Raw genomic sequence first — 23,984 nt, forward strand, 5'->3', positions numbered from 1 at the left:
AATTGGTGTGGCAAAGGGAGTGGGGTATTTAATGAAATGGAGATGTCCCACTTTCATTTTTGATTTGGTTTTGAAGTCGGACCCTGAATCTAGATGATCGCGCCTCTGTTGCCTCCGCAAGTGAGTTTCATTGAAGGTTGCTAAAAAAGCCCATGTACTTACCAAAGGGTAACATAGGTTAATCCTTTGCCGCTCCGCTGCGAGAGAAAACAGCTATTTCAAGAAAACTTCTGACCTCACTAAGGGTAAATCCCCAAACCCTTGTCATAGAATCAAACTAAACCAATTAGTATGAATTCGTTTACAAAGATTCTTTGGGTATTATTTTTCATGGGAATCAATCCCCTTCAAGCTCAGCAGCTCACCCAAACTATTCGTGGCACGGTGATCGATCAAATCACAAAAGCTCCCATGCCTGGCGCTACGGTCATGGTTTTGGGTTCAGACCCAGTGATCGGAACTACCACGGATGTGGCTGGGGATTTCAAAATTTCTAATCTTCCATTAGGTGCATATTCGCTTAAAATCAGTTTTATAGGTTTCAAAGAAATTGTCTTCCCGAACGTGCAACTGAACTCAGGCAAGGAAGTCGTCCTGACAATTCCTTTGGAAGAAGATATCACCCAAATCGATGAATTTGTTATTACCGCAACTGATAAAGACCGAACCATCAATGATATGATTCAGGTAAGTGGACGGACATTTTCTGTGGAAGAGGCCAGGAAGTTTGCTGCTGCGGTAAATGACCCAGGGCGAATGGCTTTATCTTTTTCGGGCGTTACAAGTACGGATGATGGCAATAATAATATTTCTATCCGTGGAAATAGTCCCAACGGTTTGCTTTGGAGAATGGAAGGCATAGAAATTCCAAATCCCAATCACTTTGTCAACCCAGGCACTTCAGGTGGTGGGGTATCTATTTTGAGTTCTCAGCTTTTAGCTAATTCAGATTTCCTGACTGGAGCTTTTCCAGCGGAATATGGGAATGCGCTTTCAGGTGTTTTTGATCTGAGCTTGCGCAAAGGGAATAATGAAAATCAGGAATTCACACTACAGGCAGGGTTTCTGGGCTTAGATGTGGCAGCAGAAGGTCCAATAGCCAAAAACTACAAAGGTTCTTATCTGATTAATTATAGATATTCCACGCTCTCTCTGCTTTCAAAGATAGGGCTTCCGCTGGGCGACTTTGTTACCAATTTTCAGGATTTATCTTTCAATGTTTATTTGCCAACTGGACCAAAAAGTACCATCACATTGTTTGGTTTCGGAGGGCTAAGTGATCAGGATGGTGATGCCTTGACTGATTCACTGGAATGGCAATCTGAAGGTGATCGCTATGGTAGTACTTTCTTTTCGAACACAGGAGCAGTAGGAATCAAGCATTCATATATCTTGAATGAGGCAAACTTCTTGCAAACCACGGTTCTCGCTTCAGGAAATGCTTTGGGTACTACAGAGCATAGGCTGGATGATAATCTGCAGTTTCAGGATCGTTTTTATGAAAACTACAGCAATTCAAAAATCACTTTGAGCTCTGTTTTGAACACCAAATTTTCTGCAAAAGCGAATTTGAGAAGTGGGTTTTATGTGAACCAGCTATATTACAATCTTCGGGAAGATAATTATGAGGAAGAAACCCAAAGTTTAGAAACCAACATCAATTCAAAAGGAAATACCCAGAGTGTTCAGGCTTTTTCCCAATTGAATTATCGCGCCAGTGAGCGATTGACTTTCAATGTAGGCTTACATTATTTGCAGCTTTTATTGAACAACTCCAGTTCAGTTGAGCCTAGATTGAGTGCTTCTTATGCCTTGGACGAAAAGCAGCGATTGAGCTTTGGGTATGGATTGCATTCGCAGGTACAGCCACTTGGGACATACTTTGCGGAGCAAGAGGTAAATGGCCAAATTATCCTTCCAAACAAAGATCTAGGACTGAGCAAATCACATCATTTTGTGCTGGGCTATGATCGCTCCTTGACACCATACTTGCGAATGAAAGCGGAAACTTATTACCAGCATCTTTTCAATATTCCTATCAAAAGCGGAGCTGATGAGACCTATTCCATCATCAATCAGCAATGGACTTTTGCCACAGATCCGCTGGTAAATGAGGGTTTTGGAAGAAACTATGGTGTGGAGCTAACTCTAGAGCAGTTTACCCATAAGGATTTGTATTTTCTTCTTTCTACTTCTGTCTACAGCTCAAAGTATAAAACGAATGAGGATGTTTGGAGAAATACAGCATACAATGGCAATTTCAATGTGACGTTCACTGCAGGTAAGGAATATAAACTTAAAAAGGAGCGAGTGCTTGGGCTGAATGTCCGTGCTATTTATTCCGGTGGACTGCGCACCACACCTTTAAATTTGGAAGAATCCATAGAAAAAGGCGAGGGGGTTTATGATGATAATTTAGCCTATTCGTCACAAAATCCATCTTATTTCCGAACAGACTTAAGACTAAGCCTTAAGAAAAATAAGCCTAACTCTACGCGAACTTGGGCACTGGATATTCAAAATGCTACTAATCGCCAGAATGTCTATGGTAGCTATTTCGAGCCGATGAGCAACGAGATCGAAATCTCGTATCAAGCTCCACTGATTCCTATTCTTAGTTATAGAGTAGAATTTTAAATATTGAAACTGAAGTTTGCAAAAGCTTCGGGTTTTCCCTCAATGCCTACTATTCCTGGGAGCACAGTTAAAAAAAAATAGCAGTTTTAATTCGCCTAGTTATAAAATTGGTTTAGGATTTGAGAAGGTGTTTTTCCCAACTTAAAAAAAACACCTATCCTCAATGAAACTACGTTACTCTTTGTTTTTAGCCAGTTTTATACTTTTTAGCCTTACTGCGTGCAGCTCTGATGAAGAACCTCTATTTCAAGATAAGTACACATCTGAAGATTTAATCCAATTGCATGGAGTTGACCAGAAAAATTGGAGAATTGAAGCTTATTATGATAACTACAATCAGAAAGTACTTAGTGCAAAAAACGCATGCTTTGTTGATGATATTTTTGTGTTCCAGAAAGGGACGAAAACAGTACAGGTTGTTCCGGGAGAAATCAGCTGTAGTGAAGTGGAGCCTGAGAATGAAATCACTACAGTTTCCTATGAATTTTACGAACAGGAAGGACTCATCTTTATTTCGATCAGCAAAGCTTCTTTAGTTAATGGAGTTATTAAAAACAACTTTTTCAGTTTGCAACTGGTAGAATTGTCAAACTCAAAAATGATTTTTGCTAGCGGTGAAAAAGGAAACTATGAGGTGGCGATAGTTTTTTCAGCCAGCTAATTTATCTGATCATCAAGGTTAGAATAGGGAAATCCAGATTATTCTGTTCTATCTGTATAATTATTTGCATTTTTGACCATAGTAATCATCAACTACTTTTAGGTGAAAAAACAATTACTTTTTATAATACTGCTGTTATGTCTGCACCCTAGTGTTGGCACAAAGTTCGCAAAATGGCAAAGTAGAAAAGCAAGACTCTACTGTGCAGAAAAAGGTTGATTTCAATGTCATGCCTTACCTCAGTTACAATAGAAACTTGAAGTTTATGATTGGGGCAATTCCCATGGCGATGTATCGATTGAATCAGGCTGATACTATTTCTCCCAAATCACTTTCTGGATTAGCAGCAGTTTATACCACCAATGGATCTTATTTTATCTCGATTTTTAACCGTTGGTATTTGGCTGAGGATACCTGGAGGATCAAACTTTTTGCGGTGAACGGAGACCACAATTCCCAGTTTTACATGGATGATTTGGACGCTCCCGGATTTTATGATTACGGGACCAATACTACGCTTGTGAGCGTTGGAGCTCAGCGAAAGATTGCCAAAAAACTTTTCGTAGGTGTGACATACACCTATGCCAACTACCATACCACGTATGAGGATGGTGTGCAGCCCGAATCGACTACCCAAACGAATGGGCTAGAGCTCAATCTTATGCTTGATACCCGAGATGCTGTCTACTATCCTATGACCGGTGTGAATAGCAAATTGCGGTTTATCGCTTATCCGGAGTGGTTTGGGAATGATGTATCGGCCAATAAAATTCTGACCGAGTACAATCGCTATTTCCCGATGAAAAACGGTAAAGATGTGCTTGCCGCGAGATTTTCAGGCACTTTTGGCTTGGGTGATATTGCCTTCGAGCAGCAGGTAACATTGGGAGGAAAAGATATTAGAGGCTATTCTGAAGGGAAATATAGAGCTGATGGGCAAATGGCGATTCAAGGAGAATACCGCTATAATTTTGGCGAGAAAATGGGCATAGTTGGTTTCGCTGGACTTGCCACGATTTACGGCTCCGATACGGAGTCTTTCAACTGGAAAATGTACCCAGGACTTGGAGTAGGCTATCGCTATAGAGCTTTCAAAACTGTAAAATTCAACATCGGTCTTGATGCAGCTGTAGGCAAAGATGACTGGGGAATTTATTTCAGAATCGGAGAGGCTTTTTAAGTCAGTTGGCAGGCATTAAGTTTTGGTTATTTACCATCAGCTAGCATCGCTTCTCCTTTGATTAGATTCTTCTTGAAGAGCTCAAAATCACGATGTCTTGGTTCAGCTCCCAGTTCCACAGCTTTTTTAAAGAGAGGTACAGCTTCTTCCACTCTTCCTAAAGCCACAAGGCCTTCCCCCATTGAGTCATAGACATTCGGAGAATCAGGATGGTTTTCAAGATTTTGCTGGAAAAGTGATAAAGCCTGCTTGTATTTATCGAAGCGCATTAGGCTATATCCTAACATGTTGATATTTTCTTCGGTGAGTAATGAACCAGGCATATAGGAGAAAAGATCGGAAATAAATGTATCAAACTCTTCTGGGCTGAGCTTATGCGCTGCATTCATGATTTTTTTATTTGGATCAGCATAGAGCACTTGGCGGACGGATTGAGCGATTTGTGTAGGTTCTTGAATAAGAAGTGAATTCATAGATCCTGAAGAGAGAAGCACAGAATATTCAGGGTGGAGAGTTGTGTATTCGTCTAGAAATTTCTTTTTGGACTCAATCAATAAATTGAAAAATTCACCAGAATTCTCTGAAAGCGAACCCATCATTGGGAATGCGTTAAACCTGCTTCCTAGAATCACTAATGAGCTGACCTCTGGAACAGCCTGCGAAGACCAGATTAGCTTATTTTCCTCCAGTATCGTCAAAAACAATTCAGCTTCTTGCGTATTTCCTTTAGAGCGGTTTGTCATGCTCAGGTTTTGAAAATCCATGTATTCTGATACTAACTGCTCACCATCCAAGCCATTCTCGCTTAGGTATGCGCTGAGTTGAGTGGTGTTTTCAATATCTAGGATAGGATCTACATAGATCATTCCTTCTACCTCACTTGGATGGTTTTCGGCAAATTCCCGGATCAGAAGATTTCCCCAGGTGTTCCCTGCCAGAATATAGGGCGGCTGGATTTTCATTTCTGCCAAAAGTGCTTCGAGATCTTTGACACGTGTTTCTAGGGTAGGATTTTCTTCAGATGCTGTAGACTTTCCAAGTCCAAGTCGATCGTAAGAAAGAACAGGTGAAAAATCAGCGATTTGATCAAAAACCCTATTCCATATCTCAAGACTTTCGCCACTTCCTGCTTCCAGAATTACGATGGGTTGATGTGCTTTTCGCTGCTCCAAGCCCGAGGTTTTAATCCGTATTTCTTTTCCATCTATGGGAATTATTTCGGTTTTTGATTGGGCAAAAACCTGAGTGGAAAGTAAGAAAACAGGTAGAAATCCGAGTAAATATGCCTTCTTCATTTGATGAGAAATTAGTTAGAACTAAAAGTTAATTAAAAAATACGAATTGGGAGGCTCTGACTGGCAGTTCTTTACAAAAATTAACTGAGGGTATTTTTAGAAAGAAATTTTCAATCCCCTCGAGAAGTTTGCACTTCATTATTTTTTATACCCCATCCAATCCACTTCTAGCTCAAAGGGTAATTGAGGCTTCTCGAAAGAATTTGGATGGCCCGCGACAGACCAGTCCTGCGTGTGCCAAAAGTTCATTCTATACTTGGAAGCATGTTGGGGAATTCCAAGTTGCGAACCTTGATAGTCCCAGAGCACAACAGTATCCGCAGTCTCAGGATGGAGCATCCACCAGCGCACTTTATCACTTTCCCAATCAAATCCATAAGTATAAAACTTTTCCGAAGCATCGTAATCTTCAATGGCTTGGATACTTTCTGGCATATTTTGCAAACCGGTTAGTGGAGTTGGAGTCCCGTCATAATTCACCTTTGAGATCGTCTCGATGATTTTGCCCTCAGCCAGATTGATGATTCTTCCGATGCGCTGAAGCTTGCCATGCTCACCGGTCCAAGTCCCAACGTAGATGATTCTTGGATCAGCAATCAGCCATTCAAAGTCAATCTCACTCAGACCTAAATCTTTGTCTTCGTGATAAGTGAAATACCCGACTACAGCTCCCACATTCGGTTGCTTATCGCTGACATCTGGTACTTTTAACCTTGCAGAGTAGCTTCCAAAATGGGTGAAATTCTTAGAAATGATCTCAGGACCTTTGCCGGGGCCTGCTTTTTCGTCTGGGTTTAGCTTAAAAGAAAGAATCGTGGTTTCTGGTTCCGAGGGAGATGAGACTCCCATTTTATATTTGAAATCGGCAGGTGTTCCTGTGGAACCGTAGCGGAAATTTTTTGACTTTGAGGAAGAAAAGTCTTCAAAGAAAGATTTCTGCTTTTTATAGGGATCGACTGGAAATAGGCTGAGTGCAACAAGAAACAGGAATATAAGCAGATGCTTCATACGTTGAAGTTAAGGTTGACACAGGTGATTTCCTAAGTCTAGGAATTAGGTGTAGAAGGTGCGAGATTGCTCAAGTAGGGCAGATTTGAGGTTCCCATTTCTTACTTCTTAAGTCAAATGTCTTGAAACTCTAAAACTCAACATCTACAATCCTTCATCATATTTTTGATTCCTTTACGGGTAGAAATTCGAACTGCTTTAAAAAGTGAAGGGGAATTTAAATCGATTGTTTCTCCATCACCTATAGGAATTGGAAATCCTCCCAGGATGGTTTCAATGGAATTTTCAGAAATAATATTTCCTGTTGCAGTTTCCTTCATTGCAATCCGTAGATTACTTTTTACCTGCGTATCAGTATCCCAATAGCTTGGAGAATTAAAGTCGGAGGGATAGACTTTTTCCCAATTGCCTGTCCAAGCTAATTCGCCCAAACTTATCCCGATGAGATAGGATATTCCCAGCTCTAGATGAAGTTGAGCAAGTTGATCAGGGTCATTAATATCTTTGATTCCTGCATTTAGCAGTTCATATTCCATATTATCATAGATGTCCACCTTGGTAAAACCCTCCTCTTGAAAAATTCTGACAATCATTTCTTCCAGATACCTATGATCGCCAGGAGTAAGCTGACTGAAGCCTTCCTGCCAATTGAGTGGTAAAAGCAAAATTCCATCTTCTTGTGCTAGGCAAATATGACAGCTAATTCGCGGATAAATTTTGGTAGAAGAGCAGGCAGAAAAAACTATAAGGGTAAATAGCAGCAGGCAAATGTTTTTCATCATGCACTTATTCAATACGTTAAACCTCACTTAGGGTACGATAGGCTGCCCATTTGCTTACCAATCCAATGATTGAAATGAAATGAATAAGCATTGCTGAGCCTAGAATTAAATCAGTATTTGGTTTACCGTTAATTTTAAAATATGCTCCGAAAAGCATCATACTAACACTAATAAGCAACAGCCGAAACATGAGTTTCTGACGTTTGGTGAGGTTGTTTAGGCGAAGGGAAAGTTTGTAGATGAAATTGGTCATGCGGGTAATTTAGTTGAATACTTGAATTAAATGAGGGGCCACCTGAAAAAATGTAGTTTTCATTCCTGCCAAGTTACTTGGTACCTTGTACTTAGTACACAAAACTATTTTCTCGGATGGAAATCTGTCAGCACTTGCCTTAAGTAATCACGGTCCAAATGCGTGTAAATTTCTGTAGTTGTAATGCTTTCATGCCCAAGCATTTCCTGCACAGCGCGAAGATCAGCTCCACCTTCGATGAGATGCGTAGCAAAAGAATGTCGGAATGTATGAGGAGAAATATTCTTTTCAATTCCAGCCATTTCAGCTGTCTTTTTGATAATTAGGAAAATCATCACTCGAGTTAGTTTCTTACCCCGCCGGTTAAGGAAGACAAATTCCTCATGTCCTTTGGCAATGGTCTGATGTCTCCGAACTTCATTTTTATAAATATTCAGGTATTTCAAAGCATCTTTTCCGATGGGAACCAAGCGCTCTTTGTTACCTTTTCCTGTCACTCTCAGAAACCCAACATCTTCGAAAACCTGTCCTTTTTTCAGTTCTGTCAATTCAGAAACCCGAAGTCCTGAGCTATAAAGCATCTCAAGCATTGCGCGATTGCGATGGCCCTCAGGTTCACCAAGAGGAATTGCTTCTAAAAGCTGTACAATCTCCTGATAACTCAACGTGTCTGGTAGTTTTCGGCCAAGTTTCGGAGCTTCTAAAAGTTGAGCTGGATCTTTAGTGATTCTATCTTCATACATTAGGTATTTGTAGAAAGCTTTGATCCCCGAAATAATTCTAGCGTGTGTATAATCTGATATTTCCAGTTTGGCTAGGTCATTTACAAACTTCCTTAAGTGCTCCAATTCCAACTCTAATGGGCTTTTTTCAGGGAAAGTCACCTCAGAATATGCCGCCAATTTCTCTACATCTCGGGTATAAGCTTCAATGGAATTTTCGCTTAAAGACCGCTCCAGCTTGAGGTAGTGACGGAATTGCTTGATGTGATTTTGCCAGATTTTTTGCATGCAGGTTGGAAGGTTGTAAGGTGATAAAGTTAGAAGGTTTCGTACTTTCCAACCTTACAACTTTACTACTTTACCACTTTATAACCTGAAAATCCTTTTAACTTTGGCTCATCAACTATCAAACCGAATTTTGTTTTGAAAATAATGATTATTAACGGCCCAAATCTTAACCTCCTGGGTAAAAGAGAGCCGGAAGTCTATGGAAGCACTTCTTTCGAAGAATATTTTGAGGGTTTGAAAAAAGCTTTTCAGGATGTTGAACTGCATTATTATCAAAGTAATGTGGAAGGTGAATTGATCAATAAGATCCACGAAGTCGGGTTTTCCTTTGATGCAATCTTGCTGAATGCAGGAGGCTATACGCATACTTCGGTAGCTATTTCAGATGCCATTGCTGGAGTAACCACGCCAACGCTGGAAATACACATTTCGAATATTTATAAGCGGGAGGAATTCCGCCACAAAAGCATTATTTCCAAATCCTGTGTCGGTATGATCTCAGGTCTTGGCCTGAAAGGATACGCCCTAGGAATTCTCTATTTTCAATAACCTATTAACCTATGCTTACATTTGCTCCCGGGCCATCTAAAGTTTATGATGCCCTTCCTACTTATCTGCAAGATGGATACACTGAAGGAATTCTGAGTGCCAATCACCGTAGTAGCGCTTTCATGAACTTGTATCAGGCAACTGAACAATTGATGCGTGAAAAGCTCCATATGCCGGAGGATTACAAGTTGCTTTTTACTTCAAGTGCTACTGAAAACTGGGAGATTATTACTCAGTCTATCGTGCAGCAAGCGAGTTTTCATATCTATTCTGGCTCTTTCGGGAAAAAGTGGATTGGCTTTGCGAAGCATATCAATCCGGCAACTGACGGACTAAAAATCGAAGCAAATCAAGCGCTCGATGTAGCAAACTTGGAGATTTCTGAAGATTTTGATCTGATCGCGCTGACCCAAAATGAGACTGCCAATGCGACGCAGGTTCCGATGTCTGTAATCGAAGAGATCAAGGAGAAATATCCTGAGAAAATGATCGCTGTTGATACTACATCTTCTATAGCAGGAATCGAGTTTGACTTCACTTTGGCGGATATTTGGTATGGTTCAGTTCAAAAGTGTTTTGGACTTCCAGCAGGTTTGGGGATTTTGATCCTTTCTCCAAAAGCTATAGAAAAGTGTGAAAGCAAAGGCGAGAATGGACGCTATAATTCTTTGAGTTTTATCCTTGAAAATGCAGCTGGCTATCAGACGCACTACACACCAAATGTGTTGGGGATCTACTTGCTCAACCGAGTTTTGAAAGATTTGGAAGAAATCCAGCACATCGATGCAAATCTTCGCGAACGTATGCAGAAGTTGGAAAATGCCGTGGCTCAGTCTAAGTCCCTTCGAATGCTAGTGGATAATGCAGAGACAAGAAGTACTACGGTATTAGCGGTAACTGGTCCTGAGGAATTGATTTCAGCAGTGAAAAAGGATGCGGAAAAAGAGGGAATGCAGTTGGGCTCTGGCTATGGTCCGCACAAGCCAACCAGCTTCCGAATCGCCAATTTCCCTGCGATCACCAATCCAGAGATGGATAAGTTGATTGGGTTTTTGGGGAAATATTAAAGAAATTCAGAAAGCTGAAGTCAGAAATTTGAAAGTAAAATCTATGGTTCAAGTTTAAAAACTTGGACCATTTTTATTTTTACCGCCGAGACGCAAAGTTCGCGAAGAATATCACAAAGAATTTTTCTTCACATTATTTTAACCTAAAAACCTTCGAGGTCTTGTAGACCTCAAAGGTTAAATTCCCTACTTTCGCGGCATGTTTGATTTGAAGGAAATTTTATCGGTGTCTTTGATCCTTTTCTCGGTGATTGATATCCTAGGCTCCATTCCGATTATCGTCAACTTGAGGCAGAAAGTTGGCCATATTCAATCCGAAAAAGCAACGCTTGCTGCAGGGGTTTTGATGATTTTGTTCTTGCTTGCAGGAAAGTCTATTTTGGGACTTTTCGGAATTGGAGTGGAGGACTTTGCCATTGCCGGAGCACTGATCATTTTTGCGATTGGTGCTGAGATGATCTTGGGGATTGAGTTGTTTAAGTCTGATCCTGACGCCAAAGACAGTGCTTCCATCGTGCCTATTGCTTTTCCTCTAATTGCTGGAGCAGGTACCTTGACTACTATTTTGACTCTCAAAGCTGAATTTGCACAGATAAATATTGGGATAGGAATTCTTCTTAATCTGATCTTGGTTTATATCGTTTTGAAAAGTACAGGTTGGCTGGAGCGCAAAATCGGTAAGACTGGTCTGGATGTCCTTAGAAGGATTTTTGGTATTATTTTGCTTTCTATCGCTGTGAAGATTTTCAAGACGAATGCCTTCCCAATCGGCGTGGATTCTGGGATTTAATCTTTTTCTCTCCTTCATTTTGACTTTCTTTGCGACATGATTACCATTTACACTGATGGCGCTGCCAAAGGCAATCCCGGTCCGGGAGGCTATGGCGCCGTTTTGAAATTCGGAAAACACCGCAAAGAGCTATCTGAAGGCTTTCGATTGACGACCAATAACCGCATGGAGTTGCTGGCTGTTATCCGTGCCTTACAGGCTATCAACACCACTGAATTTCCTGTTCAGATTTATTCAGACAGCAAATATGTGGTGGATGCTATTGAAAAAGGCTGGCTTTGGGGATGGCAGAAAAAAGGCTTCAAGGACAAGAAAAACCCAGATCTCTGGTTACGCTATATTCCACTTCACCTGAAATACAAACCGAAATTCATCTGGGTAAAAGGTCATGCAGGCAACATCGAGAATGAGCGCTGTGATGTGCTAGCGGTACAGGCCGCAGAGGGATTTGATCTGAAAGCAGATACTGGATACGAAGAAAGCCAGAAGTAAAATCTAAAATCTAAATTCGAGAAGTCTGAAAATGTAACACAGACTTCAGATTTCAGATTTTATAATTTCTCCATTGAGATTAAGGGAATATCAGCTCTATTCATTTCTGAAAGAGGTTTGTATGCTGACTCAGGATATTGCCAGCCATCTTCTCCTAATTCATAAAGCAAAGGAGCGAGGTTTTGAACAGCAGCTTTACAGCCTTGGACGATTGCTCCCATATTCCCAGTTTGTTTGGAGAGAACTGCTTCATTTTCAATTTCAAAAGGGCCAGAGAACTGACGTTCCTTTAGAATATTTACAAAAGCTCTCCAATCCATAGAATCGCCTAATCCAAAGCCTGGTAGGGTAGCTTCGTAGTGATGTCTATCCCAAGGATTGGTGCTGGAAGGAATGCCAGCTTTTTCTGCCCATTCAGATCGAACTTCCTGCATGGGATACATATTCCCCCAGAATGGATCCGAGTTATTTCGGGTGGATTTCACATGAATTCTCTTCAGGCGATTCATGTCGGTGTTTTTGATCACTTCGACAGGATCAGTATGCTGCCAAACGTCGTGAGAAGGATCATAGATTTCCCCATGATTGGACTCGGGGATTAAATCATACATGATTTTCCGTGCAGCCAAAACCCCCGTCAAGTTATTGAATGTGCCGTAATGTCCTGAACTTCTCCATCCTTCCATGGGGCAGTTTTCATAGAGAACTGTCACTCCAAGGCTATTAGCATAGCGGATTATTGGACCAAAAATTCGCTGATATTCCAACAGATTTTTCTCAAACCCACCTTCTTGATTTCCGAGTTCGTGATCGTAACCGACGAATGTTCCCACTTTCACGTCGTTCTCATCCCCGCCAAGCAGGTAAGCCATTCGAATCAATCTTAATAGATGGTTTTGATTCTTAACTCGCTCCGCAGGATCTCCACCGATTAGATTATCAAAAGCGCCAATAGAAAGGCGAAGTTTCGCTGCATTGAATCTTTCAATCAGTTTATTGGCTTCTTCAGGTCCAAAATTCTCATAATCTAAGTGAGTAGCGACGAAATCATCACGTGTTCCATCTTTTCTGAAAACGCATAAGTCAAGGCCTTGTACGCCTATTTCTGTTGCTTTTTCTATCGTCTGATCTAAGTTGAGTTGATCAAAAGCAGAAGTCATGATCCAGATTGGATTTGCCATTTTGGGAGTGTTTTGAGAGGCTTAAAAAAAGGAAATAACCGAAGCTTTGGAAAAGAGCAGGGTTATTTCCTTAAGGTAAGTAGTGATTTGATAAGCAGTAGTTTAATGAACAAATGTCACCACCAATTTTTGAGTAATTCCTGAAAGTGAAACATTTTGGGAAACCACAAGCTCATTTGCTGATACGCTTTCTACTATCATATTCCCTTCGGCGCCAGGTACTTCAATGATCTCAGTATCGACTAGTAGAATTTTAGTGGATTCGTTATAATCCCATATAAAATTCACCGTTTGCGGCTCCGTTTGACTGCACTTGGTAGGACCTGCATCTAATACGCCAAGTTTGACGGCGGTTTCATAATTAAAAGTTACCTCGTTGTCTTGCAGGCAGGGGTCTATTTGAGAGATTACATTAAAGCTACCTACTTTGGCAGTGCTCAGTTTCCAGGAAATTCCAGAGCCGATAAGCTCAGCATCGGATTTTGAGGGATTGGGATCATCATCACTGCAAGATATTAGAGTTGCCAAAATGGCTAATGGTAGTAGAAAATTGAATTTGACTAGTGACTTCATAAGGAAAAATTAATAGAAAGAGAAAGTCTAAAAGTAAGAAAAAATACCTTTTATAAGCCTAATCCGTGATTAATAGGCTTATTCGTTCGATGAATATTGTTTTCTTATCACCACTTTTTGCTGTTGTCTCACCCAAAGTGCTTTTGCTAAATCTGTCGCCACTTCATCTGGTTCTGATTCATGAAGAATTCTTTTGAGCTTTTCCTCTCCCAAATCAACTCTGTAACAAATCTGAATTAAACGCTCAAATTCCCGGTCGAGCATGTAGGAAATCACCTTGGATAGTATGCTAATGGCTTTTTCCTCATCTAATGCCTCAGCTTTCTCTGGAAAGTCAAAATCTTTGCGAAGCAATAAAAAGGTTTCTTGGGATAAGGATTCGCTCATGATAGTGCCAAAAAAGCCCCGAGGTGAATCGGGGCTGTAATATTATTCTTTAGATTTTTGGTTAGCCTTAGCCTTAGGTTTTTCCTCTTTAGCTTTTTCCTTCACTTCAGGAGCTTTTTCAACCGTTTCTTCTGCTTTTACCAAAACTTCCGGTGCTTGTGTTCGGAGTAATTTGTACCAAGTGATCAATTTCTTGATATCAGAAGTATATACTCTCGCTTCGTCAACCTCTGGAAGGACATGCTTCATAAATGCTCTTAGCTCAGCATCATCAGGATTTGCATCCAAACCAAGATCGCCTTGGAATTCAGCTTCTATCTTCTGCATCACAGATTCTAGCGGCTCAGCGCCCTCTTCTGTCAAGGTATAAATAGAAATATCGCTTAGAATAGATACACGCTGGGACATGCCGGCAACGAGTTTAGTTTTCTTCGCATCCATACTTTCCAGGATCACTCCTGTGCGTGAAGGCTTCAACACTTTGAACAAACCGGGTTTACCGGCTACGGTGGCAAGATCTTTAAAATTCATTTGGTTAATTTTTTCGAGGCTGCAAATATAGGATTATCAATTAAATGATTCACCTAGCTTCATATTCTGTTACTAGTTCTTCCATAAACTTTGTCAGTTCAACTTTGCCGGTGCTAGCTTCTGCACTGGTGACAAAGTAGTCTGGATTCTCACCGAACATCTCTCTGGTTTTCTTCAAAAACTTCTGGATGTTTTGATCAGTTTTTGACTTGGACTGCTTGTCTGCTTTAGTGAAAACCAGGGCAGTTGGCACTTCCTGTGTGCCGCACCAAAGCAAAAACTCCAAATCAATCTGCTGAGGTGCAAGGCGGCTATCAATTAGGACAAAAACGCCACAAAGATTTTCTCTTTTTGTAAGGTAGGTAGTAATCATACTTTCCCATCCCTGCTTCACTTTCAGGTTCACTTTGGCGAAGCCATAGCCTGGAAGATCGACAAGGTACCACTTATCATTGATCATGAAGTGGTTGATGAGCTGGGTTTTCCCTGGTTTTTGTGAGGTTTTTGCCAGTCCTTTTTGGTTGACGAGCATGTTGATCAGTGAGCTTTTGCCCACATTGGATCTTCCGATAAAAGCAATCTCCGCTCGGTCAGGCTTTGGACAATTACCGGGATTCGAATTACTGATTACAAAGGTGGCTTTCTGGATCATCTGCAAGTATTTGAGTGCAAAAGTACGACAATATCCGAAAAGGGCAGGATGAAAGCGAAGTGGAACAATTTTCCTTTCCTCGTGTTTCTTGCCTATTATTGTCCTTTCAAAGATAGAATTCAGATGGCCGTAGTACCTTATAAAGACAAGCAAGATTCCAAAAAAGATCAGGTAGCTGAGATGTTCAATAACATTTCTGGCAAATATGATTTGCTCAATCACGTGCTCAGCATGGGAATTGATATCACTTGGAGAAAAAAAGCAATTAAATATCTGAAAGATGATCAGCCCAAGTTAATCTTGGATATTGCTACTGGGACTGGAGATTTTGCGATTGAAGCACTCTCTTTGAACCCTGATAAGATCATCGGAGTGGATATTTCCGAAGGTATGCTTGAGGAAGGACGCAAAAAAATGAAGAAAAAAGGGCTAGAGGATAAGATTGAGCTTCAGCTCGGCGATTCCGAAGGGTTACTTTTTGAAGATAATAAGTTTGATGCAGTCATCGTTTCTTTTGGAGTTAGGAACTTTGAGAATTTGGAGAAAGGTCTTGCAGACATGTATCGTGTCCTGAAGCCTGGCGGCAAAGTGGTGATTTTGGAATTTAGCAAGCCAACCAAAGCACCGATGAAGCAGGCTTACGCATTTTATTCCAAAGCTATCCTTCCACAGATTGGCAAGATTGTATCCAAAGACAATTCTGCTTATACTTATCTTCCTGAGTCAGTACAGGCCTTTCCGGACGGAATGGATTTCCTGAGAATTATGAATAACGTTGGATTCACAAGTAACCTATGCAAACCACTCACATTTGGAATAAGCTCAATCTACGTAGGCACAAAGTAGTCCTACTGGGTTTTGTTTTTTTCTTCGCGGCGATTCCAACGTTTGGGCAAGGTATGTTTGGCTTGACTTCGGCTTCGAGCTCAGACAACAGGCCACTTTCTTACGGATTCTTTTTGGCAGCTCATAATAGCACGCTTCAAATCAAGTATACAGATGAATTTATGAATGCCTCTTCTACCGATCCTATGTCTGGTGTTAGAAGTATTCAAACTAAGTTTTCCCAGGGTTCTCCCTTGGATTTATAGGGATTTTAAGATTTCATGATCAGGTTTCATTGATGTTTACCCCGAAAGTTGGCTTCTATGAATACAAAACTGCAGTGACCTATTTCAATGACCAGATCGATACTGAATTAATCGGAGGAGATGTGGTACTTAGTGAAGAAAATCTTGGGAAAGTCATAGAATATAGCTCAGAAGCGACAATGGTCGAACTGCCACTTTTGTTTAAATATAGATCGGTCAGATGGAATAACACGAGGATGTATTGGCTAGGTGGTGCGAGCTACCAGTTTCGCACCAAAGGTCAGGACGAAGCAAATGTGGACGATATCGTGATGACTGGCCAAGACTTTTCTATAGAGGCAGGGATGGGGTTTGAGATCTATTTCAAATACTTCAAATTCGCGCCGGAGATTCGTTTTTCACATGGGCTGATGAATGCCTATCAGGCTGAAAACACGCGTCCTGAACTTCGAAATGCAATTGAATCTATCAAAAGAAAGTCAATTACGCTCTATCTGAATTTTCAATAAGAGGGATTGTGAAATTTGAATATTCATAAATTGTAAGATTTGGCAATGCCTATTTGAAGTGAACCATTTGAGATTGGACATTGATCATTGAGAGTTGTCCATTGATTATTTTTTATCTTGCCTTCATGAAAAACAAAATTGCCTTAGTCACAGGAGCGACTTCCGGGATCGGCAAAGCCGCTGCTATCACCCTCGCGAAAATTGGCTTTAACATCATTGCGACAGGAAGACGAGGGAATCGCCTGGAAGAATTGAAATCAGAATTGCCTTCCGGAGTTGATTTTTTGCCTTTGGTTTTCGACGTGCGAGATAGGGAAAAAGTAAAGGAAATCCTTGACAACCTTCCTGAAAAGTGGAGAACTATCGATGTGCTGATCAACAATGCCGGAAATGCACATGGAATCGATCCAGTACAAACTGCCAACCTCGACGATTGGGATGCGATGATGGATATCAATGTGAAAGGACTTTTGTACGTTTCCAGAGCTATTATTCCAGGTATGACATCACGGAAATCAGGAATGATCATCAATATAGGGTCTATCGCTGGAAAGGAAGTTTATCCCAATGGCAGCGTCTATTGCGGCAGCAAACATGCTGTCGATGCGATCACCAAAGGGATGCGAATAGATTTGAATTCCTTCGGGATACGTGTAGTTGCGATTCACCCTGGTTTGGTGGAAACTGAGTTCTCCTTGGTGAGATTTAAAGGAAATGAAGACAAGGCAGACGCTGTCTATCAGGGAATAGAGCCACTGGTAGCTCAGGACATTGCAGATATAGTAGAATTTGCGGTAACTAGACCTCCGCATGTTACCATTGCTGATGTAGTAGTGCTCCCAACGGCTCAGGCTTCTGCTACCATTGTCAATAGAAAATAGAAATTTTGAGAAAAATTCACATACCTGTTTTACTGCTAATGCTAAGTTGTGGCACTTCCCAGAAGAGCGATCAGGAGATATTTTCCGAACAGCAACGGGAAGTATTAGATCCCATAAAGGAAGTAGATCTTGTAGAGGAAATGCCAGAGTTAGAAAAAACTCTTCGTGCACAAGGATTGGTTGAGTTGGAGGGATTTATTCCAGAGATTAAAGTAGAACTGAAATATTCCACGACCGACAATTTCTTCAAACAGGATGTCTATGGAGATTTAACCAAGGCCTTTCTTCAACCAGAAGTTGCTGAGCAATTGAAAAAAGCTCAGGAAATGCTCAAAGCTGAATATCCAGACTATACCTTGCTTGTATATGATGGCGTGCGTCCATCTTCGGTGCAGCAGATCCTGTGGGACAATCTGGATAAACCTGACAGCCTGAAGCCTTTGTATGTAGCCGATCCCAAAAAAGGTAGTTTACACAACTTTGGAGTTGCAGTGGATTTGACGATTTTCGACACGAAAGCAGACTCAACCTTGGATATGGGCACTGGCTATGATTACTTTGGCTATCCAGCATATCCTGATCGTGAAGATCAAATGCTAGCGGAAGGAAAAATAACCAAAGAACAAATCGCAAACCGGGAAATTCTCCGTAAAGTGATGACTTCAAACGGTTTTACAGGAGTCGGCTCTGAATGGTGGCATTTCAATGCTTTCTCTAGAAAAGAAGCTGGAGAAAAGTTTGAAATTATCAAGTGACAATGCCCAAATTTCAATGCTCAATTATCAAGTATCAATATTCAACAAAGCTATAACTTAACCCTATGACCTTAAAAAACACACTTTTAACCCTTACGCTGATTTTCAGTATTGCACTAGTATCTCATGCTCAGCAATTCAGAGCCTTAGTTTTTAGTAAGACTGCAGGATTCCGCCACCAGTCTATACCTGAAGCTGTAGCGGCTATTAAACAACTTGGGAAAACTCAAGGTTTCGCTGTTTATACTACAGAAGATGCAGGTGCTTTCAATGATGATAACCTTGCGAAATACGATGTCGTAATTTTAGCATCGACTACTGGTACGATCTTTAATGACGAACAAAAAGCAGCTTTCCAGAAGTATGTTCAAAGTGGAAAGGGCGTGGTAGGAATTCACTCTGCAACTGATACAGAATATGAGTGGCCTTGGTACAATAAGATGATAGGAGCATATTTCCTTACGCACCCTGCGCAACAGACACTACGATTAGAAGTGGTAGATCAGAACCACCCCGCGACTTGGCATTTACCAAAAAACTGGATGTGGTTTGACGAGCTATATGAATTTAGAGATATCAATCCTGATATCAAGGTCTTGATAAAAGCAGACGAAAGCACCTATAAGGTAGGAAAGGGTAACGGAGATAATCACCCTATGTCTTGGTATCATGAGTTTGATGGTGGGAGAGTGTTCTATACAGCTCTAGGGCATGTGGAATCTGCATGGGTAGAACCTGATTTCTTAAAGCATGTTTCTGGCGGCATATGGTATGCAGCCACTGGTCATCCGTTCAAATAGGTTGCACTAACGCGCCTACCGGTATTCTCTTTGAAGAAATTATGCGGTAAATTCTAAAGCCTGAAAATTTAAAGAGCAGGAAAAACTGTTTTTCTGGAACTTAATGCCAGCAAATCGGTTTGCTAAATAAAAATAAAGATCACCATGCTACAAGCACAAGCAAGACCTGTACACCTCTACATGGAGGCCAATCCAAACCCGAATTCCCTGAAATTTGTAGCCAACTTTATGTTGGTAGACGAGGGAGTAAGTTTTGATTTTCCTGATGCTGAAAGTGCCAAAATCAGTCCTTTAGCCCAAGAGCTTTTTAATTTTGCCGCAGTAGAGCGTGTTTTTATCGCTTCTAATTTTGTGACTGTCACTAAGTCTGAGTCAGTTGAATGGGCAGAGATCCAAGGAATCGTTCGTGATCATATCAAGCAATACCTAGAAGCAGGCAAAGCGCCAGTTCCAGTTGCTTTTGAAAAAGATCCGTTGTTCGATGAAAATGATTCTGAAGTGGTGAAAAAAATCAAAGGAATTCTGGATGAGTACATCCGTCCGGCAGTAGAGCAAGATGGTGGTGCGATTGTTTTCCATTCTTTCCATGAAGGTGTGGTGAAAGTGCAGCTGCAAGGCTCATGCTCAGGGTGTCCTTCAAGTACAGTGACCTTGAAAGCAGGAATTCAAAACCTTCTTACCAGAATGCTTCCAGAAGTGAAGGAAGTGGTAGCAGAAGGAGTTTAAGTTGGTTATTTATGGGAAAAAGAGATTGGTCCTGGGCGATTCTTGGAGTTATTGCTTTGGGGATTCGCTATTTGGCAGCTCAAAACCCTGAAGCAACTGACGATATTTACTCGAGAATATTCTTTCCGGGAATCCGGAATGTTATTGATTTGACGCTGGGAAGACTGCCTTTTCCCAGCGTTTATTTGTTTATAGTGTCCGTGATGCTGATTTTTGGCATTTACCTTTATAAGCTTCACAAAAAAATCGGTTGGAAAAACAGAGTTCTCTATTCCTTGCGTGCATTTGCAAATGGAATTGGCGCATTGATTTTCTTTTTTCTATTTCTCTGGGGTTTCAATTACCAACGTACTCCTATCGTAAAGCAACTCAACCTCAGTCCGCGTGCCATGAATTTGGACGAGTTGAAAAGCGAAGTGCTCATTACCCAGCGTCTAGCTCTGCAATACCGGAATGCGATCACTCGTGATACTACGGCAATTGAGGAGATTCTTGCCTATCCAGATTTGGAAAAGTTAGTGAGGGCAAACATAGCTGACAACCTAGACATGATGGGCTTGAATTTCACTGGTCGTCCACGGACAAAGCTGTTTCCACCACCTGGCTTTATGCGTAAGATGGGAATCTTGGGCATCTATTTTCCTTTTACCGGGGAAAGCTACATCGATCCAACCTTGCATGCCTTAGAGAAGCCTTTTACAGTAGCCCACGAGATGGCACACAGCTATGGCGTTACCGATGAAGGTGAGGCCAACTTTATTGCCTGGGTAATTTGTACCAATTCTGATGACCCACTGCTTGGCTATTCAGGCCAGCTCCGATTATTGAATTATCAGATTTCGGATTTCTACCGAATGGCTCCGGAAGAGTATAAAATCTGGGTGAAAACCTTGGATCCTGGAATCCGAAATGATATGATTTCCCTTCGAAAAGCAAGTGAAGCGATCAAAGCCTATTCTTTGGAGTTAAGCAGAAAAACGAATGATGTGTTTCTAAAAACTCAAGGCGTAAAAGCTGGAATCAACAGTTACCAGCAATTACCTAAGTTGGCATTTGCATGGCGGGAGCGGATGAAGTGAGGTAGCGGTGTACAAAACAAGCTTCGAACTTTTCTATCTTTAGTTTGAGACATCCTTATAAAAACACTATTTTAGGAACTGTATTATTTTAATAGTTTCAAATAGCTGTTTTTAAACTTTCTATCTATGCGCTCAATTGTATTCCTACTCATTGTATTGTTTTCCAGTCATACTACTTTCTCTCAAATCACCATAGAGACTGAGTGGAATAGCGATGGGGATATTGAGTTGTATGCGACTAATACCGAAAGATTACCATATACTGTTTTGATCGATGTGACTGGCCACAACAATGTGCTTCCTATTGGATCATCTGGTTTGGTCGTCGCTAGGTCTGGGAGATCCAAAGTGTCCACGTTGAAGCGGAGAACGGAAGGTCAGAGTACAAGTATTAGTTATACCTATTCCTTCATCAAGGGAGATTACTTTGCCAAATCGCGTTCTGAGCCAGTGTATCTCATTCCACTTCCCGAAGGTACGCTAGCTTCAGGTATTCGTATGACGCATATAGAAAATCATCTTCAGCCAGAGAAAGCCAACATGGACTATGTTGGGATATCGTTTAGGTTTGATTTGCCAACGGAGATTCTTGCACCACGGAAAGGGATCGTTTCAGCAGTTAGCATGGAGCAATACGACGAGAAGCAAAACCTGGATTATGACAGATCCGAGAATTTCATTGAGTTATTTCATGACGATGGATCATTGACTAAAATAATGGTTTTGCGTCCGGGAAGTCAAAAAGTGAAAGTTGGGCAAGAAGTGTTTCCTGGAGACGTGCTCGCTGAGTCGGCTGGGGAGGAGTATAATTCAGGTTTACATGTACGATTAGTCAATATGAAACCTATAAAAGATGAGGAGGGCAAGTTGAAGTACTTACTCGAGCCCATGAAATTCGTTTTTAAGGAAGGGCAGTCAGATTTTCCTGAAACGCAAAAAGTGGAGGTAGCTTATCCTGAAGAGATAGTCACTGCCGAAATGAATAAAAAAGAGAAGAAAACCTTTGCTGCGAAGGGTCAGGATTGAATTATTTTCTTTCTATTACCAAACCAAACTCCAATAATTACAGCTACGATACCGATGTAGTGTCCTAGAAGTAATACTTCTCCATCAAGTACTCCCCAGAAAATTGCCACAATTGGGATAATATATGTCACAGAAGCAGCGAAGACTGGGGTAGCTGTTTTTACCATCACATTGAAAATAATCAATGCGATAGCAGTACCCATCACTCCCAGTAAAGTCACATATCCCAGAGCTAGCATTGCACCTTCCATATTCACTACTTTGTAGGAAAACTGTGTGCCAGCCATCAAGTAAACTAATGCCATTGGCAAGACCATCAATAAGGATATTGCAGTGATCTCAATGGGTTTTAGCTTTACAAATTTGTACTTGATGATGTTCAGATTGAATCCATAGCAGACACAGGCCAAGAGTACGAAAAATGCGTAAGAGTTAATGTCGGTGAATGCTCCAAATCCAGAACCTTCCTTCACAGTAACTAGGATAAATACACCGATAAAAGCGATTGCAAGCCCAATTCCATTACGTCTCGTAATTTTGGAATTAAAGAATAAAGCTCCTATGACAACTACTGCGAGAGGCGTAAGTGCATTCAGAACGCCCGTAAGTGAGCTACTGAGTTGAGTCTGAGCTTTGGCAAAAAGGAACGCAGGAATGAAGCTGCCTACCAATCCCACAATTATGAGATTTTTGATTTGGCTTTTGTCCAGATTTTTAATCCTAGGAATGGAAAGTGGCAGGAGGAAAGTTGCCGCAGCCACAATTCTGTAAGCTCCAACCTCTCCCGGAGAGAAAACTTCCAATCCTCGCTTGATCAAGATAAATGAGCTGCCCCAGATTAGAGACAACAGAATAAGTAAACCCCAGTTTTTGAGATTGCTATCGTTGGTGGTAGTGGACATTGGCTATGGCGGATATTTGTCCGTTACACAAAGGAAGCAAAACCAAAGAATATTTGTTTCGAAAAATAGAGTCAGAGGGTAAAAAGTTTAAGAGACAAAAAATAGAAAAGTGGTAAGATTGAAGAGAACCTTTCAACCTTACCACTTTTCAACTTTCTCCTAAAAAACGTGATCTGCATAGACGTCAGAAACTTGATTTAGAATTTCGCACACATGTTCGTAAGTTTCTGCAGTAACCATTTCAGTACGATACTGTTTGAAGTTTGGCATTCCGCGGAAATAGTTGGTGTAATGTCTTCTCATTTCGAGAATCCCAAGTTTTGGGCCTTTCCACTCTACAGAGAAATCCAGATGCTTCTTTGCGACAGCAATTCTTTCGTCCAATCCAGGAGCAGCCAACTTTTCTCCAGTAGCTAAGAAATGCTTGATTTCATTGAAGATCCAGGGGTATCCAATAGATGCACGACCGATCATCATGCCGTCCACGTTGTATTTGTTTTTGTATTCCTGCGCTTTTTCAGGAGTGTCTATATCCCCATTTCCGAAAACAGGAATGTGAAGACGCGGGTTGTCTTTAACCAGATTCAAATAACTCCAATCTGCTTCGCCTTTATACATTTGAGCTCTGGTACGGGCGTGAATGCTGATTGCTTGAATTCCTACATCTTGGAGGCGTTCAGCCACTTCCACGATACGGATGGTGTTTTGATCCCAGCCGAGTCTAGTTTTCACTGTAACTGGAATGTTTACAGCTTTTACGATCTCCGCAGTCATCGAGACCATTTTGTCGATATCAAGAAGAATGCCCGCTCCAGCGCCTTTGCATGCAACTTTGTTTACTGGACAGCCATAATTGATATCTAGAATGTCTGGTTTTGCTTCTTCTACGATTGCTGCTGCTTCACGCATAGATTCGATCTCATTTCCAAAGATTTGAATGCCAATTGGCTTTTCATAATCGAAAATGTCCAGTTTGGCCACACTCTTTGCAGCATCGCGGATCAATCCTTCCGAGCTGATAAATTCCGTGTACATTAAGTCTGCACCGTTCTGTTTACAGACTGCTCTAAACGGCGGATCGCTCACATCTTCCATTGGTGCAAGCAACAATGGGAAGTCCCCTAACTCCAAGTTTCCTATCTTAACCACTTCTTATTTTAAATTTGC

At 41.2% G+C, this 23,984-nt stretch carries 28 protein-coding genes; 16 read left to right on the forward strand and 12 right to left on the reverse strand.

Translation table 11 applies throughout. From position 1 onward, the window contains the following. Positions 1 to 291: 291 nt before the first annotated feature. From AC0L6R_RS12795 to AC0L6R_RS12805, 3 genes are all read left to right on the forward strand, one after another. Positions 292 to 2,637 (forward strand): TonB-dependent receptor, encoded by a 2,346-nt coding sequence (locus AC0L6R_RS12795; protein ID WP_473271553.1) that lies wholly within the window; start codon positions 292 to 294, stop codon positions 2,635 to 2,637. Positions 2,638 to 2,800: 163 nt separating this feature from the next. Further along, positions 2,801 to 3,298 carry a hypothetical protein gene (locus AC0L6R_RS12800; RefSeq protein ID WP_473271554.1) on the forward strand — a complete coding sequence of 166 codons (498 nt, stop codon included), beginning with the start codon at positions 2,801 to 2,803 and terminating at the stop codon, positions 3,296 to 3,298. 151 nt (positions 3,299 to 3,449) lie between these two features. Beyond that, the gene (locus AC0L6R_RS12805) at positions 3,450 to 4,478 is read left to right on the forward strand and encodes a BamA/TamA family outer membrane protein (RefSeq protein ID WP_473271555.1); all 1,029 of its coding nucleotides are present in this window, start codon (positions 3,450 to 3,452) and stop codon (positions 4,476 to 4,478) included. 26 nt (positions 4,479 to 4,504) lie between these two features. Here AC0L6R_RS12805 and AC0L6R_RS12810 read toward each other — a convergent pair whose 3' ends face one another. The 5 genes from AC0L6R_RS12810 to xerD all read right to left on the reverse strand — a co-directional run bounded on the left by AC0L6R_RS12810 (position 4,505) and on the right by xerD (position 8,826). Next, positions 4,505 to 5,773: an alpha/beta fold hydrolase gene (locus AC0L6R_RS12810; protein ID WP_473271556.1), complete on the reverse strand. Its 1,269-nt coding sequence runs from the start codon at positions 5,771 to 5,773 to the stop codon at positions 4,505 to 4,507. 138 nt (positions 5,774 to 5,911) lie between these two features. Next, a complete protein-coding gene (locus tag AC0L6R_RS12815; protein WP_473271557.1) occupies positions 5,912 to 6,781 on the reverse strand; it encodes a glycoside hydrolase family 16 protein in 870 nt (289 codons plus the stop codon). 137 nt (positions 6,782 to 6,918) lie between these two features. Then, positions 6,919 to 7,446, reverse strand: a complete 528-nt coding sequence (locus tag AC0L6R_RS12820) for a hypothetical protein (protein ID WP_473271558.1) — start codon at positions 7,444 to 7,446, stop codon at positions 6,919 to 6,921. Between the two features lie 133 nt (positions 7,447 to 7,579). Next, complete coding sequence (locus AC0L6R_RS12825) at positions 7,580 to 7,816, reverse strand: hypothetical protein (protein ID WP_283414736.1); 237 nt, start codon at positions 7,814 to 7,816, stop codon at positions 7,580 to 7,582. A gap of 104 nt (positions 7,817 to 7,920) precedes the next feature. After that, entirely contained in the window at positions 7,921 to 8,826 is a 906-nt protein-coding gene (xerD, locus tag AC0L6R_RS12830) for a site-specific tyrosine recombinase XerD (protein WP_473271559.1), read from the reverse strand. Between the two features lie 135 nt (positions 8,827 to 8,961). On the opposite strand from xerD, the gene aroQ reads away from it, so the two are divergent. The 4 genes from aroQ (at position 8,962) to rnhA (ending at position 11,724) form a co-directional block, all read left to right on the forward strand. Next, a complete protein-coding gene (aroQ, locus tag AC0L6R_RS12835; RefSeq protein ID WP_283414734.1) occupies positions 8,962 to 9,375 on the forward strand; it encodes a type II 3-dehydroquinate dehydratase in 414 nt (137 codons plus the stop codon). Between the two features lie 11 nt (positions 9,376 to 9,386). Beyond that, positions 9,387 to 10,442 carry an aminotransferase class V-fold PLP-dependent enzyme gene (locus AC0L6R_RS12840; RefSeq protein ID WP_473271560.1) on the forward strand — a complete coding sequence of 352 codons (1,056 nt, stop codon included), beginning with the start codon at positions 9,387 to 9,389 and terminating at the stop codon, positions 10,440 to 10,442. Between the two features lie 199 nt (positions 10,443 to 10,641). Next, on the forward strand, positions 10,642 to 11,232 hold the full coding sequence (locus AC0L6R_RS12845) for a MarC family protein (RefSeq protein WP_283414732.1): 591 nt from the start codon (positions 10,642 to 10,644) through the stop codon (positions 11,230 to 11,232). Between the two features lie 36 nt (positions 11,233 to 11,268). Beyond that, positions 11,269 to 11,724 (forward strand): ribonuclease HI, encoded by a 456-nt coding sequence (gene rnhA, locus AC0L6R_RS12850; protein ID WP_339876174.1) that lies wholly within the window; start codon positions 11,269 to 11,271, stop codon positions 11,722 to 11,724. A 59-nt stretch (positions 11,725 to 11,783) separates the two neighbouring features. Here the strand turns inward: rnhA and AC0L6R_RS12855 are convergent, their stop codons facing one another. From AC0L6R_RS12855 to yihA, 5 genes are all read right to left on the reverse strand, one after another. Further along, positions 11,784 to 12,905 carry a sugar phosphate isomerase/epimerase family protein gene (locus tag AC0L6R_RS12855; protein ID WP_473271561.1) on the reverse strand — a complete coding sequence of 374 codons (1,122 nt, stop codon included), beginning with the start codon at positions 12,903 to 12,905 and terminating at the stop codon, positions 11,784 to 11,786. Positions 12,906 to 13,007: 102 nt separating this feature from the next. After that, complete coding sequence (locus tag AC0L6R_RS12860; RefSeq protein ID WP_283414729.1) at positions 13,008 to 13,478, reverse strand: hypothetical protein; 471 nt, start codon at positions 13,476 to 13,478, stop codon at positions 13,008 to 13,010. A 78-nt stretch (positions 13,479 to 13,556) separates the two neighbouring features. Continuing rightward, positions 13,557 to 13,865 (reverse strand): hypothetical protein, encoded by a 309-nt coding sequence (locus AC0L6R_RS12865; RefSeq protein WP_473271562.1) that lies wholly within the window; start codon positions 13,863 to 13,865, stop codon positions 13,557 to 13,559. 42 nt (positions 13,866 to 13,907) lie between these two features. Next, positions 13,908 to 14,396: a DUF5606 family protein gene (locus AC0L6R_RS12870; protein ID WP_473271563.1), complete on the reverse strand. Its 489-nt coding sequence runs from the start codon at positions 14,394 to 14,396 to the stop codon at positions 13,908 to 13,910. A gap of 49 nt (positions 14,397 to 14,445) precedes the next feature. Then, positions 14,446 to 15,048, reverse strand: a complete 603-nt coding sequence (gene yihA, locus AC0L6R_RS12875) for a ribosome biogenesis GTP-binding protein YihA/YsxC (RefSeq protein WP_473271564.1) — start codon at positions 15,046 to 15,048, stop codon at positions 14,446 to 14,448. A gap of 123 nt (positions 15,049 to 15,171) precedes the next feature. On the opposite strand from yihA, the gene ubiE reads away from it, so the two are divergent. The 9 genes from ubiE to AC0L6R_RS12920 all read left to right on the forward strand — a co-directional run bounded on the left by ubiE (position 15,172) and on the right by AC0L6R_RS12920 (position 21,915). Beyond that, positions 15,172 to 15,894, forward strand: a complete 723-nt coding sequence (gene ubiE, locus AC0L6R_RS12880) for a bifunctional demethylmenaquinone methyltransferase/2-methoxy-6-polyprenyl-1,4-benzoquinol methylase UbiE (RefSeq protein WP_283414771.1) — start codon at positions 15,172 to 15,174, stop codon at positions 15,892 to 15,894. Beyond that, positions 15,843 to 16,139 carry a hypothetical protein gene (locus AC0L6R_RS12885; protein ID WP_473271565.1) on the forward strand — a complete coding sequence of 99 codons (297 nt, stop codon included), beginning with the start codon at positions 15,843 to 15,845 and terminating at the stop codon, positions 16,137 to 16,139. Before ubiE ends, AC0L6R_RS12885 begins: the two co-directional genes overlap by 52 nt. A 32-nt stretch (positions 16,140 to 16,171) precedes the next feature. Further along, positions 16,172 to 16,648, forward strand: a complete 477-nt coding sequence (gene porT, locus AC0L6R_RS12890) for a type IX secretion/gliding motility protein PorT/SprT (protein ID WP_473271566.1) — start codon at positions 16,172 to 16,174, stop codon at positions 16,646 to 16,648. Positions 16,649 to 16,773: 125 nt separating this feature from the next. Continuing rightward, a complete protein-coding gene (locus tag AC0L6R_RS12895) occupies positions 16,774 to 17,529 on the forward strand; it encodes an SDR family NAD(P)-dependent oxidoreductase (protein ID WP_473271567.1) in 756 nt (251 codons plus the stop codon). Between the two features lie 5 nt (positions 17,530 to 17,534). Further along, positions 17,535 to 18,284 carry a M15 family metallopeptidase gene (locus AC0L6R_RS12900; RefSeq protein ID WP_377919309.1) on the forward strand — a complete coding sequence of 250 codons (750 nt, stop codon included), beginning with the start codon at positions 17,535 to 17,537 and terminating at the stop codon, positions 18,282 to 18,284. 65 nt (positions 18,285 to 18,349) lie between these two features. Continuing rightward, positions 18,350 to 19,084 carry a ThuA domain-containing protein gene (locus AC0L6R_RS12905; RefSeq protein ID WP_473271568.1) on the forward strand — a complete coding sequence of 245 codons (735 nt, stop codon included), beginning with the start codon at positions 18,350 to 18,352 and terminating at the stop codon, positions 19,082 to 19,084. Positions 19,085 to 19,228: 144 nt separating this feature from the next. Continuing rightward, positions 19,229 to 19,810 carry a NifU family protein gene (locus tag AC0L6R_RS12910; protein WP_283414722.1) on the forward strand — a complete coding sequence of 194 codons (582 nt, stop codon included), beginning with the start codon at positions 19,229 to 19,231 and terminating at the stop codon, positions 19,808 to 19,810. Positions 19,811 to 19,821: 11 nt separating this feature from the next. Beyond that, a complete protein-coding gene (locus AC0L6R_RS12915) occupies positions 19,822 to 20,889 on the forward strand; it encodes a DUF3810 domain-containing protein (protein WP_473271569.1) in 1,068 nt (355 codons plus the stop codon). A 126-nt stretch (positions 20,890 to 21,015) separates the two neighbouring features. Continuing rightward, positions 21,016 to 21,915 (forward strand): M23 family metallopeptidase, encoded by a 900-nt coding sequence (locus AC0L6R_RS12920; RefSeq protein WP_473271570.1) that lies wholly within the window; start codon positions 21,016 to 21,018, stop codon positions 21,913 to 21,915. Here the strand turns inward: AC0L6R_RS12920 and AC0L6R_RS12925 are convergent. Together AC0L6R_RS12925 and dusB are read right to left on the reverse strand one after the other, a co-directional pair. Then, entirely contained in the window at positions 21,906 to 22,817 is a 912-nt protein-coding gene (locus AC0L6R_RS12925; protein WP_473271571.1) for a DMT family transporter, read from the reverse strand. The genes AC0L6R_RS12920 and AC0L6R_RS12925 overlap by 10 nt on opposite strands. A gap of 159 nt (positions 22,818 to 22,976) precedes the next feature. Beyond that, complete coding sequence (gene dusB / locus AC0L6R_RS12930) at positions 22,977 to 23,966, reverse strand: tRNA dihydrouridine synthase DusB (protein WP_283414718.1); 990 nt, start codon at positions 23,964 to 23,966, stop codon at positions 22,977 to 22,979. Positions 23,967 to 23,984: the final 18 nt, after the last annotated feature.

Source organism: Algoriphagus sp. 10J20-15, assembly GCF_055809615.1.